Genomic DNA, 16260 nt, shown 5'->3' on the forward strand with positions numbered 1-16260 from the left:
AGCATCGCCTGCACCCTCATCTGCTACCGCAGACTCACCAAATGAGATGACCTCTTAAGGCCAGGAGGTCCGCTCCGGGTGCAATGCCCGCCTCCGCGAGCAGGCCGATGGGGAGCTCGACCCGGCCATGGTCGTCGACACGGAGTTCTGCAGGTTCACGAAGCATGGGACGAGTGTGGCACCCTCGCACTCGTAGGCCGACGACGGGCTGGGGCTGAGGTATGGCAGCACGTGAGGACACCACGAGCGCGGAGTGGGTCAGCACCGAGCTGAGCGGCCATCTGCGCGGTCGGCGCGCCCGCGACACGAAACCGGAGGTGGCCCTCCGCCGTGCCGTTCACCGGCTCGGCCTCCGGTTCCGTCTACAGCGCAAGGTGGCTGCCCGTTGCACGGCGGACTTCGTCCTGCCCAGGTACGACGTGGCGGTGTTCGTCGACGGGTGTTTCTGGCACGGTTGTCCTGTGCACGGCCCGAAGGCGTTCCGCGGCCCGAACGCTCCCCTGTGGGAAGCGAAGATCGAGACCAACAAGGAGCGCGACCGCCGGAACACTGCAGCGGCCGAGGCCGCCGGCTGGACCGTCGTCCGTGTCTGGGAGTGCGAGATCCGGGCGGACGTCGAGCGCGCTGCGCTCAGCGTCGCCCAGCGGTGCGACCAGGCTCGCGAGCCTGGGTCGGCACCGTCTCCCGTCCGTGGGTACCGGTCAACGCGTCCGTGAACAGGTCGCCCGAGACGTTCTCCCTGGCGACGCAGTACTTGCTCAGGGGGCACAACTCGCAGAGCGGCTCCTTGGCCCGGCAGAAGCTGCTTCCAATGAGCCGAAGCGCCGCCATACGCAGAGGCGCGTCCTCGCCGGCTCCGACGAGCTTCACCAAGTCCACTCGACCGTCGCTGAGCCTGTTCGTGCGATCCGAATCGCTGCCGTGCAGACGCGCTGCGACGCGCAGCGCCCCCTGCCCGACCCACAGGAGATCCTCGCCGACCAGCAGCCGGTAGACCGTCGCCTCAGCCGGCTTCAGCTTCAGCTGCTCGCGTACCTTCTCCTCGTCGCCCCAGACGCCCGACTGATCGATCACCGCAGTGAGCCGGGCGACCCGGGCCTTCACTGCCTCGGAGGGTGCCGCCGCAGTAAGTGTCTCGAGCGCGGCTTTGCTCAGGGACGTCTGCCCCCGCACGACCTCGACCATCTCCGCAAGCTGCGCGGGCTGGATCCGGGTCCCGGACAGTATGGCCACGACTGCGGCCTGCAACCCGGACATCTGATCGCCCGGAAGCTGGTACCAGTCCTCCGACTCACGCCGCTCTTCGGCCCAGGCGGTCAGATCCCTTCGCACCGTGCGCCAGTGCGGCTGGAGTCCACCCTCGCTCGGCTGCTCGTCACCCACGGGCAGCAGGGCCTCCGCCGCAGCCTCACCTAGGAGGGGCGGCACCGCGTTACCGATCTGACGGAAGGCGTCACTGCGCGTGCCGGCGAAGCGGAACCTGTCCGGAAAGGTCTGCACCCGCGCGGCCTCCCGCACGGTGAGGGTGCGCGGCTGGTTCTGGTCCGGGTGGATGTACCAGTAGCCGTCCTTAGCGATGTGGGCGGTGATCGACCTGCTGAGGTCCGCCCAGTCGAGCTTCTTGTACTTGTCCGTGAAGTGGTCGGCCTTGTAGCGCTGCAGTTCCGGGGAGATCTGCGAGTACAGGGTCCTGGAGTCCATGCTGGAGAAGATCTCCGCGTCGTCCTTCCGGACCCGTCGGGTCATGTGATCCCACACCCGGTCCTTGCGCGCCCACTTACGCATGTCCTGAGCGAACTTGGAAAGCTCGGACGGCTCGTCGTACGGCAGTTCGCGCTGCCCGACACGCTCGGTGGGCACGACGGGCAACACCGGCAGGTCACCGATGGCATCACGCAGCGTGGTCCGCTGATCGTGCTCCAGCTCCTGACGCCACGCGAAGCGCTCCACGTCGTTCCTCGCCAGCAGGATCAGTCGTTTCCTGTGCTGCGGAACGCCGTACTTCCACGCATCGACGAGACGGACCTGCGTCGCGTAGCCGAGGTCCTCCAACTGCTCCTCGATGGTGCGTACCACGAAGAAGTCGTCACCGAGACCCATGTCCGGAACGTTCTCCATGAGGACCGCACGCGGCCGGAGGCGCTTCACGACATCGAGGTAGGCGCTCCACAGTTCCTTGCGGCGATCATGGGGATCGCGGCCGTGATGCTCCACGAGGCTGCGGATCTTGCTCCGACCGGCCCTGCTGAACGGCTGGCAAGGAGGGCCGCCGGCCACCAGATCGATCTTGGCCGGAGCCAGCATCTCGACGAGCCTGTCACGCTCGTCAGGATTGCCCAGGTCCATGTGGAGGCTCATGCCCGGGAAGTTCGCGGCGTGCGTCTGGAGCGCCCGCTCGTCGAAGTCGACCGCGGCTGCGACCGTCCACCCGGCTCGCTCCAGTCCGAGGCTCAGTCCACCCGCTCCAGAGAAGAGGTCGACGGCTAGACGCTTGTCAGCACCGAAGCCACCGAGCCACTTGCCGAAGTTCTCGGGCTTGCAGCTGTTCCTGTGACGCCTGAGCTCCAGGCAGTCACTCCGCTCCAGAGGCACCCCATAGTGCTGCCTGCGCACTGCGCCAACCTCCATCGGACGAGAAGAACGAGCACCAGGAGATCACACAACCTCTGGCAAGATCAAGAATCCGGCATCTACCTCGGATGACTGGATCGATCGGGGCGCCCCAGGCGCCCCGAGAATACTACGCGGCACCCAGCACTGTGACCGAAAGCAGCCACTGGCGACTCCAGAGAACGCCAATCATACGGACAAGCACTGACAAGATCTCCAGCCTTCTATGATTCCCGCACACCCGCCTGCCGGATGAGCTACCGCCCCACCCCTGGCGGAGTGGGTGCTTCCTGCACCGACCTGCAATGCAGCGCCCGGCCGACTCCCGAGGCCTGCGGAATAAGTACTCCTTGGCCTCGATTGCTGCCCATGTCAGTCGAGGGGGCAGGAAGTTCATGAGCAACCTGAAGGTCTTCATGGTGAAAGCCGGGCAGGCGACGGAGGTGCCGGGGGCGGCTGTGGGGATGGAGGTCGAGCTGCAGCGGCTGATCGAAGCCAACATGGAGGCGATGCTTGGCATCCGCTTCCTGGCGACCGAGTACCGCACCGGCCATCACGGCGGCCGGATCGACTCGCTCGGGCTGGATGAGAACGGCACGCCGGTCATCGTCGAGTACAAGCGCAGCCGCGACCAGAACGTCATCAACCAGGGGCTCTCGTACCTGTGGTGGCTGCACGACCACCACCACGAGTTCGAGAGCCTGACCCTGGAGAAGCTCGGAGACCGGGCTGCCGGCGAGATCGACTGGAGCTCGCCTCGGATCGTCTGCGTCGCTGGTGCCTTCACGCGCCACGACACGGTGGCGGTTGGGATGATCGGTCACCGGATCGACCTCGTGACGTACAGGGCCTTCGAGGACGTGCTCACGCTGCAGCTCATCGCGTCCGCTGGCGGCACCCGCAACTCGCCGCGGGGCGGAGCGGCGGGATCGGTCCGCACCGGATCTGCCGCGCCGAAGTCGGTCCAGCAGTACCTCGACGAGTCACCCGGGGAGCTGAGGGAGCTGTACGCGGACCTCGACGAGCTGCTGCTGTCACACCGGGACGTACGCAAGGAGCCGCAGCTCCACTACATCGCGTACCGGCGGATCAACAACGTCGCGACCGTGCGCCTGCAGCCGCGCAACCGGCTGCTCGTGGTCAACCTGAAGTTGGACCCGGACACCGTGGAGCTGCGCGACGGCTTCTCCCGGGACCTGCGCGGAGTGGGAGTCCTCGGAATCCGCGGCGGCGTCGAGGTGCGGATCGGCTCGCGTGGGGACCTCGTACGTGCTACCGATCTCATTCAGCGGAGCATCGACACCGGGTGAGTCCCCAAGAGCTCGTAAGAGGATCTCTAGTGAGCCTTCCCTCGCCGCTTCGGCGTCGACCGGCGGACGGTTGACGGAGCCGGGCGGTTAGCCCAGTCTTGGTCGGCTTGGCACCAGCGAGAGAGCAACAGGCATGGCTGAGCAGGGGAACGTCTACGTCGACATGGTCGAGGACCTGTTCCACCCGGGACACGTCGCGCTGCTCAGGGCCGCGCGAGCTTTCGGGGAGCGGCTCCGCTGCTCCCACCCTGGCCGGAACGGTCCACGCTGACATCCGTAGCTTGGACAGGAATCACTCGGGCCTGAACCCGGACCCCAGAAACGAGAGTTGTCTCACTGCACTGCGCCCGGTGAATACGGCGGAGCGGCTGGCTCGGGGCTATGGTGGGCGGAGTTGCCTGATGCGAGGTCAGCGGTGAGGTGGGGTGGGCGATGACGGGGGCCGAGATTGCGGTCGGGTATGTGTTCGCGTGGTTGGTCCGCAAGGCCAAGCGGGTCGGCGAGCGTGCGGACACGGAGGTTGACCGCTCACTGGACGCTGGTATGAGTCGCCTGCACGATCTGGTCAGCAGCAGACTCGGTGACGACCCTGCACTGACGCGCGCATCCGAAGAAGCCGAGCAGGAGCTGCTCGAACCCACTGAGAGGACCCGGCGGCGGCTTACCGATTCCCTGGAGGACGCCGCAGAACGCGACCCCGGCTTCGCTCAGGAACTGGAGAAGCTGGTGGAGGAGCTGCAGGCCGCCACGGCCGCAGCTCCTGGTGTCGGCGGGGTGGTGGCAGCCGTTGGCGGCACCGCAGTCGGCGGGAATGTCGGCATCCGGGCAGAGGGTGGCTCGGCGGCAGCAGTGACCATGGGAGACGTGACGATCGGGTCTTCGCCTCGCCCTCGTCAGCCGGGTCCGGCGCAGGGCTGACCGCACCCGGCAGCACCGCGAGCCCACCCGTCGGCACGTCAGCCGCCAGCGTGGTCGCCACCGCAGCAGACCACAGCGTCGCCGCCGGGCGCATCGACCATGTCCACCAGCACTATCACGCCGCACCGCGCACGCCTGTTACTTGGCCGCATCAGGTCGGGGTGATCCCGGCGCGGGCGGCGTGGTTCCAGGACAGGGCCGAGACCAGCCGGCTGGCCCGGGTGCCGGTCGGTGCCGGAACTGCGGTCGTCGAATCTGCGGACCACGCTCCGGCGAGCAGTGTGCTGACGGGGATGGGCGGGGTCGGTAAGACCCAGCTGGCCGCCCACTATGCGCGCACTGCCTGGCAGGCCGGTGCGCTGGATGTGCTGGTGTGGATCACTGCGAGCAGCCGCAGCGCTGTCGTGACCGGCTATGCCCAGGCTGCGGTGGAGATCTTGGGCGCCGACCCAGGTGGCCCTGAGGCGGCGAGGGCGTTTCTGGCCTGGCTGGAGCCCAAGTCGCAGCCGAGCCCGTGCCGCTGGCTCGTGGTTTTGGACGACATCGCAGACCCCGTCGACTTGAGTGGGTGGTGGCCGCCGGTCAGCCCACACGGCCACACTCTGGCCACCACCCGCTGCAGGCATGCCGCCTTGATCGGGGGCGGTAGACGCCTGATTGAGATCGGCCTGTTCACTGAAGCCCAGGCCCTGGCCTACCTCACGAGTGCTCTGGCCGCCCGCGGTCGCTTCGAGCCCGAAGATCAGCTCACAGCTCTCGCCGACGACCTGGGTGAGCTGCCGCTTGCGCTGTCTCAGGCTGCCGCCTACCTCATAGACGCTGGCGTCAGCTGCCAGGCCTACCGGGGCCTGTTGGCCGACCGCGCGCGTTCCCTGGCCGATGCTGCCCCCGATGTCCTACCCGACGACCAGACCCACGCTGTGGCCGCTGCATGGAGCCTGTCCCTCGACCGCGCCGATACCTTGCGCCCTGCTGGTCTGGCCCGGCCTGTGCTCCAGCTTGCCTCAGCCATGGACCCGAGCGGTTTCCCTGAACAGGTTCTCACCAGCCACCACGCCCTGACCTACCTCACCGCATGCAGAGCCTCCTCGGAGGGCGATCAGGCGGAGCGCAGCGTCTCTGGTGACGAAGCACGTGCAGCCCTGCGAGTCCTGCACCGTCTCAGTTTGATCGAGCATTCTCCGGACGAGCCGCACCCACGCGTTCGAGTCCATCAACTGATCCAGCGCGCCACACGCGAGTCGCTCTCACCCACCGATCGCGCTGATGTGACCCGTTCAGCCGCTGACTCGCTTTTGGCTACCGTCGGCGAGTACTGGGAGGGCAGGGTCGAAAGGGGGGACTTTCTCGCCAATGCGCAAGCGGTGATTCAGAACGCGCAAAGCGATCTGTGGGAGCCTGAGCCGCATCCGTTGCTTCCTCGGTTTGGCGCCGTTCTTGCGGCCGATTGCCAGTTCGATGCCGCTCTGGACCATTTTCGCCAACTGGTAGAGGGGGCCAACCACCGACTAGGTACGGACAGCCGGCACACCCTCGCGATGCGACACAACCTCGCCTTTTGGCAGTATCGCGTGGGAGACCTGGCCAGTGCTTCCAGCGCGCTCGAAGATCTGTTGGGCGACGCGCAACGCGTGGTCGGGCCGACCGACCACCTCACGTTGGCCACTCGTCGAGTCCTGGCCAACGTCAGGGGAGAAGCCGGAGAGGTAAGCACTGCCATAAGAGAACTCGCGGAAGTGCTTAGGGATGTCGTGAAGGACCGTGGGGCAACCGACCCCTTTGCCCTGGACGTTCGCCATAATCTTTCCTACTGGCAAGGCCTTGATGGCGACTTCGCGCTGGCTGCGGACGGCATCAAGGAAGTGCTCTCCATCCGCAACCAGGAAATCGATCCCGAACGCATGACGGAGGCGGAGTTTGACGCCATTCTGAACGGGCTCACTAGCCTCATCGAACAGCGCGGGAGAGCTGGAGATGCAGCGGGAGCAGTCGATCAATACGTCGAACTTGTTGAGGGTCTCAGCCAGTACCTAGGCGTGAACCACGGAACCGTCCGTTCCCTGCGTACAAGCCTTGCCTGGTGGAAGGGGTGCTCGGGCGACATCTCCGGAGCAATCACGGACTACACCGCTCTCCTGGATGAGGAGGAGCCAGGCCTTGATCCGCATCATCCGAAAATCCGAGCGCTCCTTCATAATCTTGCTTACTGGAAGGGCAAGTCCGGTGACGTCGCGGGGGGTATAGCGATCCTCTCGAACCTCCTTGAGGAAGGGCTCAAGGAATTGGGCCCAAATCATCTGGATGTGCGGCTCACCCGCCTGCTTCTCACTCGGTTCCACTGGGCCGCTGGAACCATTCTGAAACTGCCACCTCGTTAACCTGCAGCAGCCCGTGACCTACGAGCTCGTAACAGGATCTTGCTGAACGGTCCCGGTCGGACGTGGCCGATGTGCGGATTCAGCGTTGCGTGGCGTCGAGATGGCGAGTGTCACCAAGGCTGACGACTTGGCGGTTATGGAAGAAGTCGTCCTCGCGCAACGTGGTGATGCTGCCGGAGGGACCCCGGAAGCTGGCGTAGTCGGCCGACTCGATCGGCATCTTGATCCAGGACGCCAGGACGAAGGTCAGCGAGCCGCCGTGCGTCACGATGATCTGGTGTTCGCAGGGACGCTGCAGGATCTCGTCCATGGCCGCATAGATGCGATGTACCCACTGCGCTTTCGTCTCGGCGCCCTCCACGCCCTCGTCATGGTCCATCCGCTCCCCGACAGCCGGCGGTGGGATGAAGCGCCGGTCCAGCCACTCCTGCGGCCTCCCGCCTGCTTCACCGTAGGACTTCTCCCGCAGCCGGTGATCGAGGGTCGGCTTCACGTCGAATAGTGCGCCTACCGCCTCGGCGGTCTGACGTGTGCGCTGCAGGTCCGAGGAGAACAGCTCCACCTCGGCGCCGTCCGGGATCTGAGCCCGAAGCGCCTGGGCGATGGAGGCCGCCGCACGAACCCCGGAAGGCGTCAGGTGCGAGTCGTGCCATCCGCCGACGACTCCCTCGACGTGGTGCGTTGCCTCTGGGTGGGTGACGACGTAGAGAGTGCGCACAAGAGCCTGCCCTTCGGTTAACGGCGTCCCTGAACACTGCCCGCTACCTTTGCCGGATGCGATCACGACCGTGCCTTCTCGAGCCGCCTCCAGCAGATCAGACTGCAGGCCAGCGAGATGAAGGTGTCGTGGAGTTCGAGGCGTCGTTCCCACCCTTGGTGCAGGACGTACAGGATGCCTTGCAGGCACAGCCGATCTGGCACTGGCTTCGGCCCCGGTGACCGCTCGGGCCAGGACGGGAGCAGCGGCTCGATCTGTGCCCACAAGCCGTCGTCCACGATCCACGGCCGAGTCGTCACACCGACGCGAACCGCCGGATCATCACGTCAGTCACGCCCGACCAGGGAACTTCAGCAAGATCCTGTTACGAGCTCCAAGCATGGGAAAGCAGTTGTTCCACTTGAATGGTGGAACAACCGCCCTTCTCTGCGGTCTGTGCTCGCTGGCTGGTCCTTTTGCTCTCACTCCTCGGGCCCGGCGAGGGCGAAGTCGTCCTGGGCCAGCGCGCCTCGCAGTCGCTTTTCGGCGATGTCCGCGTAGTGCTCAGAGAGCTCGACGCCGACGAACCCGCGGCCCTCGCGCAGGGCGGCGACGCCTGTCGTGCCGGAGCCGGTGAAGGGGTCGAGGACGGTTCCGCCCGGCGGGCAGATCCGCACCAGTTCCCGCATCACCTCCACGGGCTTCTGCGTGATGTGCACGCGGTCCTTCCGGGGCTGGCTCGCGGTATAGAGGCCGGGGAGGTAGACGGGGCTCCGGTCGGGGTCGACCGGGCCCTTGGTGCCCCAGACGATGTACTCGCAGGACTGCTTGAGCCGGCCCTTCTGCGGTCGGGAGACCGGCTTGTGCCACGAGGCGATGCCACGCCAGGTCCAGCCGGCGGCTTGGAGCGCGTCGGTGGTGGTGGGCAGTTGCCTCCAGTCGGTGAAGACGAGTGCGGCGCCGGACTCGACGGTGGCCCGGTAGGACTCGGTAAGCAGGAGGGTGAGCCAGAAGCCGTACGAGCGCTGGTCGCGATTCTCGCCGGGGAAGTTGGCGAGGTCGTGCTCGGCGTCGCCCGAGGTGTACTTCGCGCGGGCGCTTCGGCCGGTTCGTTCGCCGCTTGTTCGGCCGCCGCTGTTGTAGGGCGGGTCGGTGATGACGGCGTCGACGCTGTTGTCGGGAATGCCAGCGAGGGCGGTCAGCGCGTCACCTCGGTGCAGGGTGTACGGCATTGCGCAGTTCTCTCTTTCCGAAGGGTGCAGGCGTGCGCGTGATTCCGCGTTCCGGAATGCTGGGCGCGTCGGAGTGCTTCGCTCCCGGAAAGCCGTAGGAACGGCTGTCGGAGGAGAGCGATGGGCTGGAGAGTATGCGTGATTTCCAGCCGCACCTAATGATGCCCTGTCAGCGCATGGACGGTGCCAGCTGCTGAGCGAGACGTCGTTTGGTGCGGCCGGAATTCGTCTCTACAGTCTGGCCATGTTCGGTGGACGAGGCCGGACTTCATACCCGTTGAACTGTGCTGCCACATGCAGTCGGTGGCGGGGTCACAATCACGAAATGGCATGCGATTCCGAGGGGAGGGGTTCTCCGTGTGGCCCGTGAGATTACGAGGGCGGCTGGCTGCCGCTACGCATAAGAGGGGGTCCGGAGGTCGGGAGTTAGCCGCTCCCGCCCCTGGATCCCCAGGCCCCTGATCTCAGGGATGTGAATCCATGACCGGTGCGGCGCCGGTGACCTTTTCGACGAGAACGCTGGTACCGCACTGCCTACGAGTAAGGAGCTGCTGATGCAGCATGCCCAGGCACGCCCATCTCCGGAGCACAGCTCCCACACCCGCCCCTTGGCGGAGGGCTCGCGACCGTGAAGGCGGGCGCGGCGATAGTCGGGGCCGTCGCGCTCGGTCCGCTGCTGCTGATCGCACCGCTCGCCGTGGCTCTAGCCGGTGCCAGCAGTGCCCAGGCCGCCTGCGCGGGCAGCAATATACAGGCTGTGGATTCTGCTGCGGTCGCCAAGCAGGTGGAGTCGATTCTCAAGGGCAGCGGCAAGGCCACGGCATCGGTCCCAGGGCTTGACGATCCCGCGGAGCAGATCCCGAACGCCAAGACGATCCAGGTCACCGGCGTCGCCATGAAGGTGTCGACACATGGACAGATCGTTGCCCTGGCCACAGCCCTGCAAGAGTCGGGGCTGCGGAATCTGGACTACGGCGACCGGGATTCACTCGGCCTCTTCCAGCAGCGTCCCAGCCAGGGCTGGGGAACGGCCCAGCAGGTCCGCGATCCGGTGCACGCCTCGACGAAGTTCTACGAGGCGCTGCTGAAGGTCTCGGGCTGGCAGTCCATGACCGTCGCGCAGGCCGCGCAGGCGGTCCAGAAGAGCGGCTTCCCCGACGCTTACGCCGAGTGGGAGCCGCTGGCCACGGCTCTACAGAAGGCCATCGCCAAGTCGCTGTCGACGGAGTCGAGTGCCAGCAAGGGCGATGAGAACGAGCGAACGGATGCGGTGCCTGGCGAGTGCGGTACCGGTGAGGACGGGGCCAAGTTCGGACCTATCCCCGCCGGCTCCGTCCCCAAGGGTTACAAGATCTCGGCTGATGCGCCCAAGTCGATCCGCACCGCCATCCGCTGGGGCCTCGGCCAGCTCGACACCCCGTATCAGTGGGGTGGGGCGTGCACCGATCCGCACGGCCAGGACCCGATGGGCCGCTGCGACTGCTCGTCCCTGATGCAGGCGTCGTACAAAGCCGGCGGCCTCTCGATTTCCCGGACCACGTACACGCAGGTCAAGGAGGGTAAGGCGGTCCGTGTCGATGCTCTCAAGCCGGGCGATCTCCTCTTCACCCGCGGCACAGCTCAAGCCCCCGAGCATGTCGGGATGTTCATCGGGTCCGGCCTGATCCTGCATGCGCCGCGCACCGGTGACGTGGTCAAGATCTCGACCCTCGCCGACTGGCGGCCGGACGTCCTCGCCGCCCGCCGGATCGTCTGAGCGGCCCTTCCTCTCCCCTCTCGCTCCTTCCCTTCCGGGCCTTCGCGAGCCCGAAATCGCACTGGAGTTCAAATGAAGCTCATTCAGCACGCCCAGACCCTGGCGTACAACCCCGGCGTCACGCCGAGCGAGGGCGGCCTGCCCGGCCTCGACGTCCTGAAGAAGGTCATGGGCAGCATCAACCTGTTCGGCATCATCGCCGTGGTCGGCGCTCTCGCCATCTCCGCCCTCGTCTGGGCCTGGGGCCACCACAGCGGCGGCCGCCAGGCCGAGGCCAACGGCAAGAAGGGCACGGTCGTCGCCGCCGGCTGCGCTCTGCTGCTCGGCGCGGCCAACGGCATCGTCGCGTTCTTCTCGGCGATGGGGACGCAGGTTCACTGATGTCGAAGGAACGTTTTCCCTCTGCCGGCCAGCCAAGGCACGGCGCCCCGTCCTCGGTTCTGCGCCGCGCCTCGATCGGCGGCATCGTCCTCGCTGTTCTGTTGGCCGTCGCCGGTCTGGTCGCGTACGTCACCCGTACGGAGAGCCCAGCCCCGCCGAAGGCTACCCCCACGTCGGCATCCTCCTCGGCGTCTCCCTCCCCGGCCGCCACCCCGCGCACCGGGGTGACGGTGGCCGCCCCGCCCAGGACGACCGATCCGATCGAGTTCGCCAAGGCCGCCACCAAAGCCCTGTGGACGTACGACACCCGCTCCTTCTCGCAGGCCGAGCACATGGCCGGCCTCAAGCGGTGGATGACCGACGAGAAGAAGTACGCCGACTGGAAGTCGGTCTCGGACCAGGTGCCCAGCCCGGTGCTGTGGTCGCGGATGCACGACAACGGGCAGCACGCCGGCGCCACGGTCGGCGAGGGCCACTTCCCACAGGCGTTCAAGACCGCCCTGGCCCAGGACCCCGGCGCGATCGCCGAGGCGTACGTCTACGCCGTCACGGTCACCGGCAAGCAGTCCATCGCCTGGAAGGGCTCCGGTACCGGAGCCGAGTCCCGCTCGACGACCCTCGCCGTCCAGTGCCGACCGCACAAGGACTGCGCCCTCGTCGGGGTCCTGCCGAACGTCGCGCCGTGATCGCCCTCAACCCGCGAAAGGAGGTGCCCTCATGGAGGCTTGTGACCTTCCTCTGATGAGCACCGTCTGCAACACCGTCGGCGGTGTCGTCGGTTCGACCGGCGAGGCAATCACGGACGGCATCGGCGCCTGGATCGCCAAGTCGATGGGCGAAATGGCCCAGGCCGCAGCGGACCTGGCTTCGAAGGCCGTCGACAGGACCACAGCCATCGACCTCAACGCCGAGTGGTTCAGGAGCAACTACGAGCTGATCCTGCCCATCGGCCTCATCCTCACCGTCGGCACGTTCTGCCTGCAGCTCACCCGCGCCGCCTGGCGCAGGGACGAACGCGCCCTCGTCCAAGCGGTCTACGGAACAGTGGCCGGAGTTCTGTTCGCCTTCGCCGCCATCGCCTGCACCACCGTCGCGATCACTGTGGTCGACGCGCTCAGCGCCGGCCTCTTCAAGGCGGCCAACACCTCCGTGGACGACGCCGTCCGCCGCATCATCGCGGTCAACAACCTGGGGCCCATGTACGCCCTGGGCTGGACTCTCCCAGCCATCGCCGCGCTCGGTTGCGCGGTGGGGGCCTTCCTGTACTGGGCGGTGATGGTCGCCCGCAAGGTCGGCATCCTGGTGCTGGTCACCCTGGCCGTGTTCGCCGGGGCCGGCGGTGGTTGGGAGGTCGCGCGGCGCTGGCGGCGCGGCTGGATCGAGGCGACCAGCACGCTGATCGTCTCCAAGCTCCTGATGACCATCGTGTTCCTGTTGGGCGTCTCGGCCATGGGCAAGACCGACGCGAACGACGGACTCAGCGCCCTGTCGGACGCGATCGCGGGCATCGTCGTGATGGTCCTGGTACTGCTCTGCCCCTACGCCACGTACAAGTTCGTCCACTGGGCGGCCGACGGCGGCGGCCACGACGATCTGCACCGCACCGGTGTCGCGGGTATGGCTGTCGCCGCGGGTGCGGCGAAGACCGCGGGGCAGCTCGCGGTCCAGGCCGGCACCGGGCGACGGCAACAGTGACTCCGCCGCTTCGACCTCCCATCTTACCGACGCCTCAGCAGCGACCCCGGCCGATGCCGGCCGCGACCTCGGCGACCGGCAGCTGTGCACCATCCACCCAGACTGGTGCACCCAGACCGGCGATCACGACGATCACTTCGGGGTCCTGCACGCTGTTACGGGCAACGACGGCCGGGAACTGTTGAACGCATGGCTGATTGACCTCTCCGGTTCCCAGCCGGTCATCGGCTTGGGCGAGACAGACACCGATGCGGCCGAGGCCCGCGTCAAGGCGACGGAATTACGCAGGTTCGCCGACAAGCTCGAAATTCTCGCGGACAAGATGGACGGCTCCATCAGCCACGAGCAGCCGCGCGACGCAGACAGCACCACCTGCCCCGACGGCGTCTCCTTCTGCACTGGGGACCCCATCGATCATGAGGACCAGCGCGAACACATTCACCACGGTCCGCTCATCGCCATGGGCGCTCACCGCCCGTACGCCGGTCGGCACAGGAACGGGATCATGGCCTTCCACCTGTCCCAGGTCAACGACGAAACGCCCGGACTCGAGTTCGGAGCCGGTGGCGGCTGGCCGACGCTCGACCTCGAGGAGGTCGACGACCTGATCAGCGACATGAGCGCGCACCTGGCGAAGCTGCAGGCGGCACGTACGCAGATCGCCGGTCTGCTATCCAGGCGGACCAGCGAAGCGGCCTCAACACCCGGTCGGGTCTGGACGTACAACGACATGTATGGCACCCGGCACACAGTCACCTGCCCGTCCTGGTGCACGACGGCCCACACCCTCGACACGGACGGCAAGCGCCACCCGGCCGACGTGTACCACCAGCTGTACGGCGCTGTCGCTTACGCCGAGTACACCGAGGGATACGAGGACTACAGGTCCTGGCAGCTGCTCTCCGCGCACCTCGCCGTGAGCCCGGACTCGCCAGTCAGTCCGGCCTACCGGGTCCCGCACGTTCTGGTCGAAGTGGCCGCCGACATGTACACCCGCCCGATGGATCCGGACCAGCTGGCCGAGTTCATCGAGACGGTGGCCGGGCAGCTGGAAGAGCTTCGCGCGATGCACCCCCGGCTCACCACAGCCCGCGCCGAATGGGCCGCGCGGACCGACACGACCACCAACGCCGAGGTCGCGTGATCCCGCGGTCCCGGCCACCCCAGGGGCTGCTAATCCGGGGAGCCTTGTCCATCACCGAAGTTTGCCTGATCGATTCAGAAGCATCACATGGCCGTTCCTGGGCTTCGTGCAGAGTCAGAGCCACATGACCCAGGCGGTCAGCGCGGCGGCCGCCGCGAGGGCGGCCGACACAGTCCACACGACCGACATCCGTGGGAAGCGCTGTGCCGTTCCGCCGGTCTCGGCACGTGCTGATCCGCGTCGGTCCGCAACTGCAACAGGCGCGGTGACGGTCACGGAGGAGTTGTCGCCTGTGACGATGTTGATGTTCTGGAGTGCTTGAGCGACCTGGTCCGAGGTCGGATCCTGCTGGCCGTGGGGCATGGCAGCCCGCAGCTCCCCGACCAGCTGGACCAGCCGGGTACGAACCTGGTCCAGGACCCCCTCCATGGCCGACGGGTGCACAGCCCAGTACAGCCTGAGCACCTGCCGGGAAGAGTTCTGGCTCATGAATACGGCTACTTCGGCAGCCATATGTGGAGCGAGCTGCACCGTCTGACCTGGCTGCCGGGCGATGAGCGACTCGATCTGGCCGACACCCTGCCCGAGTCGGAGCACGTCGCCGAGACTCTCCCGGGCAAAGTCCGGTAGGTCGAACATGCTGACCGGCTGTTCGCGGAACTGGAACCTCCCCGTGATGCCGTCCATCACCAAGGGTGCCGAGATCCTGCGGTAGTCGGGGATCGGCACATCCGTGCCCTCGTAGCCCTGGAGCTCCCGCAGCGCCCAGGTGCGTAGCGCTTCGGAGTGAGCATGCCCGCCCAGAGCGATCACCTGCCGCAGGATCGGGGCGAGCGGGCGGCTCTCGTTGAGGACGTCGTCCTCCAGTCGATCCAGGCGGCTTCGGCGGAGTCTCACTTCGCCACGATCACGGTGGCGATGACGCCGGCGATCGTCGCCACTGCCGCGATGGCGGTCCAGATGACCGAGGTTCGGTGCCACCAGGGCTGAGGAGTCACGGGCGCTGGTTCGTTGACGTTGGCGCTCGCGGTACCGCCCCGCCCCGCTCCGCCTTCGCGTGCGGTGCGGAGATGTTGAAGATGGAGTTGTCCCCTCCGCTGATGTTGAGGGCCTGCTGCGCGGCCGAGTCGATCTGGTTGGGGTCGGGGTTCTGCTGGCCGGCGGGCATGGTGGCTCTCACTTCCGCGACGAATTGGGTCAGACGGGTTCTGATGTGATCGAGGACGCCTTCGATGCTCGGTTTGGCAATAGCCCAGTTCAGAGCGGTGATCTCGGTGGACTCATTGCCGCCTTGCTGCTGCTCGCGGGTCATCTCCAGGACGTACTCGGCTGATCCGGGTGGGCTGAGACGGATCAGCCTGTCGTTGAGGGCGATCAGAGCTTCGAGTTCTCGGACCCCTTGCCGGATCGGTGCACTCTCCCTGATGCCGCGCTCACGAGCGCTCTGAGGTAGTTGGACCACGCTGATCCGCCGGGTTCTGCCCTCGATGATCTGGCCCGGGAGGTAGAGAGTGAGTTCCACTTCGAGCGCTGCCGGCACCTTCCGGTACGAGGGCAGTTCATCGGCCGCCGGGTACCCCTCCAGTTCCTTTAGCGCCCAGGCGCGCAGTTCCTCATGGTGGGCGTATCCAGCCAGCATGAGGCACTGCCGGAGGGCAGCGGCGAGTGAGGCAGTGTCGTCTAGGACGGCGCGCTCAAGCTGCTCCAGGCCCCGAACGTCGGAGGTCGTCACGGCATCCAGTCTGCCCTGTCCCACTGACAACCCTGGTCGCCTTCGTCGTGCTGGGCCCCAGGGATGGCTGACCTCCCTGGGGCCCGGGGTGTCCGAGGCGGGTCAGTTCTGTCCGGCCGCTGTGGCGGTGAGCCAGTCGGCGGCTTCGGCGTCGGTCATGAGCAGGGCCTGTGTCGGGTGGGCGTGGCTACCTGCAGCCACCGCCGCGCGAGTCGACTACCCGATGCCGCTTCAGCCTGACGGCCTGTGAGAACCGAGAAGCTGGGCACGGACCCGGCCACGCCGCGAACTCGGCTCAGGCTTCACCGCCCATGCACGTCGCCAGTAACAGAAAGTCCCGGCCCGGCCAAGTTGCCCTTTCTCTGGATTCTTGTCCTGTCGTCGTAGTCATCACGGCAGGAGAACAG

The 16260-nt window shown here is 66.8% G+C and carries 15 protein-coding genes and 1 pseudogene; 10 read left to right on the forward strand and 6 right to left on the reverse strand.

What is annotated here, in order from left to right; translation table 11 throughout:
* The first annotated feature begins 221 nt into the window (after positions 1 to 221).
* The gene (locus tag IE273_RS37560; protein ID WP_189819611.1) at positions 222 to 716 is read left to right on the forward strand and encodes a very short patch repair endonuclease; all 495 of its coding nucleotides are present in this window, start codon (positions 222 to 224) and stop codon (positions 714 to 716) included.
* On the opposite strand, the gene dcm is transcribed toward IE273_RS37560, so the two are convergent.
* On the reverse strand, positions 631 to 2613 hold the full coding sequence (dcm, locus tag IE273_RS37565; protein WP_189819612.1) for a DNA (cytosine-5-)-methyltransferase: 1983 nt from the start codon (positions 2611 to 2613) through the stop codon (positions 631 to 633). The genes IE273_RS37560 and dcm overlap by 86 nt on opposite strands.
* 347 nt (positions 2614 to 2960) lie before the next feature.
* On the opposite strand from dcm, the gene IE273_RS37570 reads away from it, so the two are divergent.
* The 4 genes from IE273_RS37570 (at position 2961) to IE273_RS37585 (ending at position 7216) form a co-directional block, all read left to right on the forward strand.
* Positions 2961 to 3920, forward strand: coding sequence for a transporter (locus tag IE273_RS37570; RefSeq protein WP_308437080.1), 960 nt, complete (start codon positions 2961 to 2963; stop codon positions 3918 to 3920).
* Positions 3921 to 4053: 133 nt separating this feature from the next.
* Complete coding sequence (locus tag IE273_RS37575; protein ID WP_189819613.1) at positions 4054 to 4191, forward strand: nucleotidyl transferase family protein; 138 nt, start codon at positions 4054 to 4056, stop codon at positions 4189 to 4191.
* Between the two features lie 161 nt (positions 4192 to 4352).
* Positions 4353 to 4838: a chromosome partitioning protein gene (locus IE273_RS37580; protein ID WP_189819614.1), complete on the forward strand. Its 486-nt coding sequence runs from the start codon at positions 4353 to 4355 to the stop codon at positions 4836 to 4838.
* A gap of 50 nt (positions 4839 to 4888) precedes the next feature.
* On the forward strand, positions 4889 to 7216 hold the full coding sequence (locus IE273_RS37585) for an NB-ARC domain-containing protein (protein ID WP_189819615.1): 2328 nt from the start codon (positions 4889 to 4891) through the stop codon (positions 7214 to 7216).
* Positions 7217 to 7295: 79 nt separating this feature from the next.
* Here IE273_RS37585 and IE273_RS37590 read toward each other — a convergent pair whose 3' ends face one another.
* The 3 genes from IE273_RS37590 to IE273_RS37600 all read right to left on the reverse strand — a co-directional run bounded on the left by IE273_RS37590 (position 7296) and on the right by IE273_RS37600 (position 9145).
* Positions 7296 to 7934 carry a histidine phosphatase family protein gene (locus tag IE273_RS37590; protein ID WP_189819616.1) on the reverse strand — a complete coding sequence of 213 codons (639 nt, stop codon included), beginning with the start codon at positions 7932 to 7934 and terminating at the stop codon, positions 7296 to 7298.
* Between the two features lie 62 nt (positions 7935 to 7996).
* A complete protein-coding gene (locus tag IE273_RS45360; protein WP_373309460.1) occupies positions 7997 to 8233 on the reverse strand; it encodes a transposase in 237 nt (78 codons plus the stop codon).
* A gap of 162 nt (positions 8234 to 8395) precedes the next feature.
* Positions 8396 to 9145 (reverse strand): DNA-methyltransferase, encoded by a 750-nt coding sequence (locus IE273_RS37600; protein WP_189819618.1) that lies wholly within the window; start codon positions 9143 to 9145, stop codon positions 8396 to 8398.
* A gap of 628 nt (positions 9146 to 9773) precedes the next feature.
* Between IE273_RS37600 and IE273_RS37605 the strand changes: the two genes are divergently transcribed.
* The 5 genes and pseudogenes from IE273_RS37605 (at position 9774) to IE273_RS37625 (ending at position 14121) form a co-directional block, all read left to right on the forward strand.
* Positions 9774 to 10901: a C40 family peptidase gene (locus IE273_RS37605; protein WP_189819619.1), complete on the forward strand. Its 1128-nt coding sequence runs from the start codon at positions 9774 to 9776 to the stop codon at positions 10899 to 10901.
* A gap of 72 nt (positions 10902 to 10973) precedes the next feature.
* The gene (locus tag IE273_RS37610) at positions 10974 to 11282 is read left to right on the forward strand and encodes a DUF6112 family protein (protein WP_189819620.1); all 309 of its coding nucleotides are present in this window, start codon (positions 10974 to 10976) and stop codon (positions 11280 to 11282) included.
* On the forward strand, positions 11282 to 11968 hold the full coding sequence (locus tag IE273_RS37615) for a hypothetical protein (protein WP_189819621.1): 687 nt from the start codon (positions 11282 to 11284) through the stop codon (positions 11966 to 11968). The genes IE273_RS37610 and IE273_RS37615 overlap by 1 nt, the downstream gene beginning before the upstream one ends.
* A 31-nt stretch (positions 11969 to 11999) precedes the next feature.
* Positions 12000 to 12962: pseudogene (locus tag IE273_RS37620) on the forward strand (SCO6881 family protein); the annotation flags it as partial.
* 337 nt (positions 12963 to 13299) lie between these two features.
* Positions 13300 to 14121, forward strand: coding sequence for a DUF6907 domain-containing protein (locus tag IE273_RS37625; protein WP_373309463.1), 822 nt, complete (start codon positions 13300 to 13302; stop codon positions 14119 to 14121).
* Positions 14122 to 14235: 114 nt separating this feature from the next.
* Here the strand turns inward: IE273_RS37625 and IE273_RS37630 are convergent, their stop codons facing one another.
* Together IE273_RS37630 and IE273_RS37635 are read right to left on the reverse strand one after the other, a co-directional pair.
* Complete coding sequence (locus IE273_RS37630; protein WP_189819623.1) at positions 14236 to 15018, reverse strand: AbiTii domain-containing protein; 783 nt, start codon at positions 15016 to 15018, stop codon at positions 14236 to 14238.
* A 97-nt stretch (positions 15019 to 15115) separates the two neighbouring features.
* Positions 15116 to 15853, reverse strand: a complete 738-nt coding sequence (locus tag IE273_RS37635; RefSeq protein WP_189819624.1) for an AbiTii domain-containing protein — start codon at positions 15851 to 15853, stop codon at positions 15116 to 15118.
* Positions 15854 to 16260: the final 407 nt, after the last annotated feature.

This window comes from Streptomyces olivaceoviridis (genome assembly GCF_014650115.1).
Classification (GTDB): Bacteria; Actinomycetota; Actinomycetes; order Streptomycetales; family Streptomycetaceae; genus Streptomyces; species Streptomyces olivaceoviridis.

Excerpts from the sequence above, each read along its gene's own strand:
- IE273_RS37610 (WP_189819620.1), top strand. The coding sequence starts at position 10,974 with ATGAAGCTCATTCAGCACGCCCAGACCCTGGCGTACAACCCCGGCGTC.
- IE273_RS37625 (WP_373309463.1), top strand. The coding sequence starts at position 13,300 with ATGGACGGCTCCATCAGCCACGAGCAGCCGCGCGACGCAGACAGCACC.
- IE273_RS37615 (WP_189819621.1), top strand. The coding sequence starts at position 11,282 with ATGTCGAAGGAACGTTTTCCCTCTGCCGGCCAGCCAAGGCACGGCGCC.
- IE273_RS37560 (WP_189819611.1), top strand. The coding sequence starts at position 222 with ATGGCAGCACGTGAGGACACCACGAGCGCGGAGTGGGTCAGCACCGAG.
- IE273_RS37600 (WP_189819618.1), bottom strand. The coding sequence starts at position 9,145 with ATGCCGTACACCCTGCACCGAGGTGACGCGCTGACCGCCCTCGCTGGC.
- IE273_RS37575 (WP_189819613.1), top strand. The coding sequence starts at position 4,054 with ATGGCTGAGCAGGGGAACGTCTACGTCGACATGGTCGAGGACCTGTTC.
- IE273_RS37580 (WP_189819614.1), top strand. The coding sequence starts at position 4,353 with ATGACGGGGGCCGAGATTGCGGTCGGGTATGTGTTCGCGTGGTTGGTC.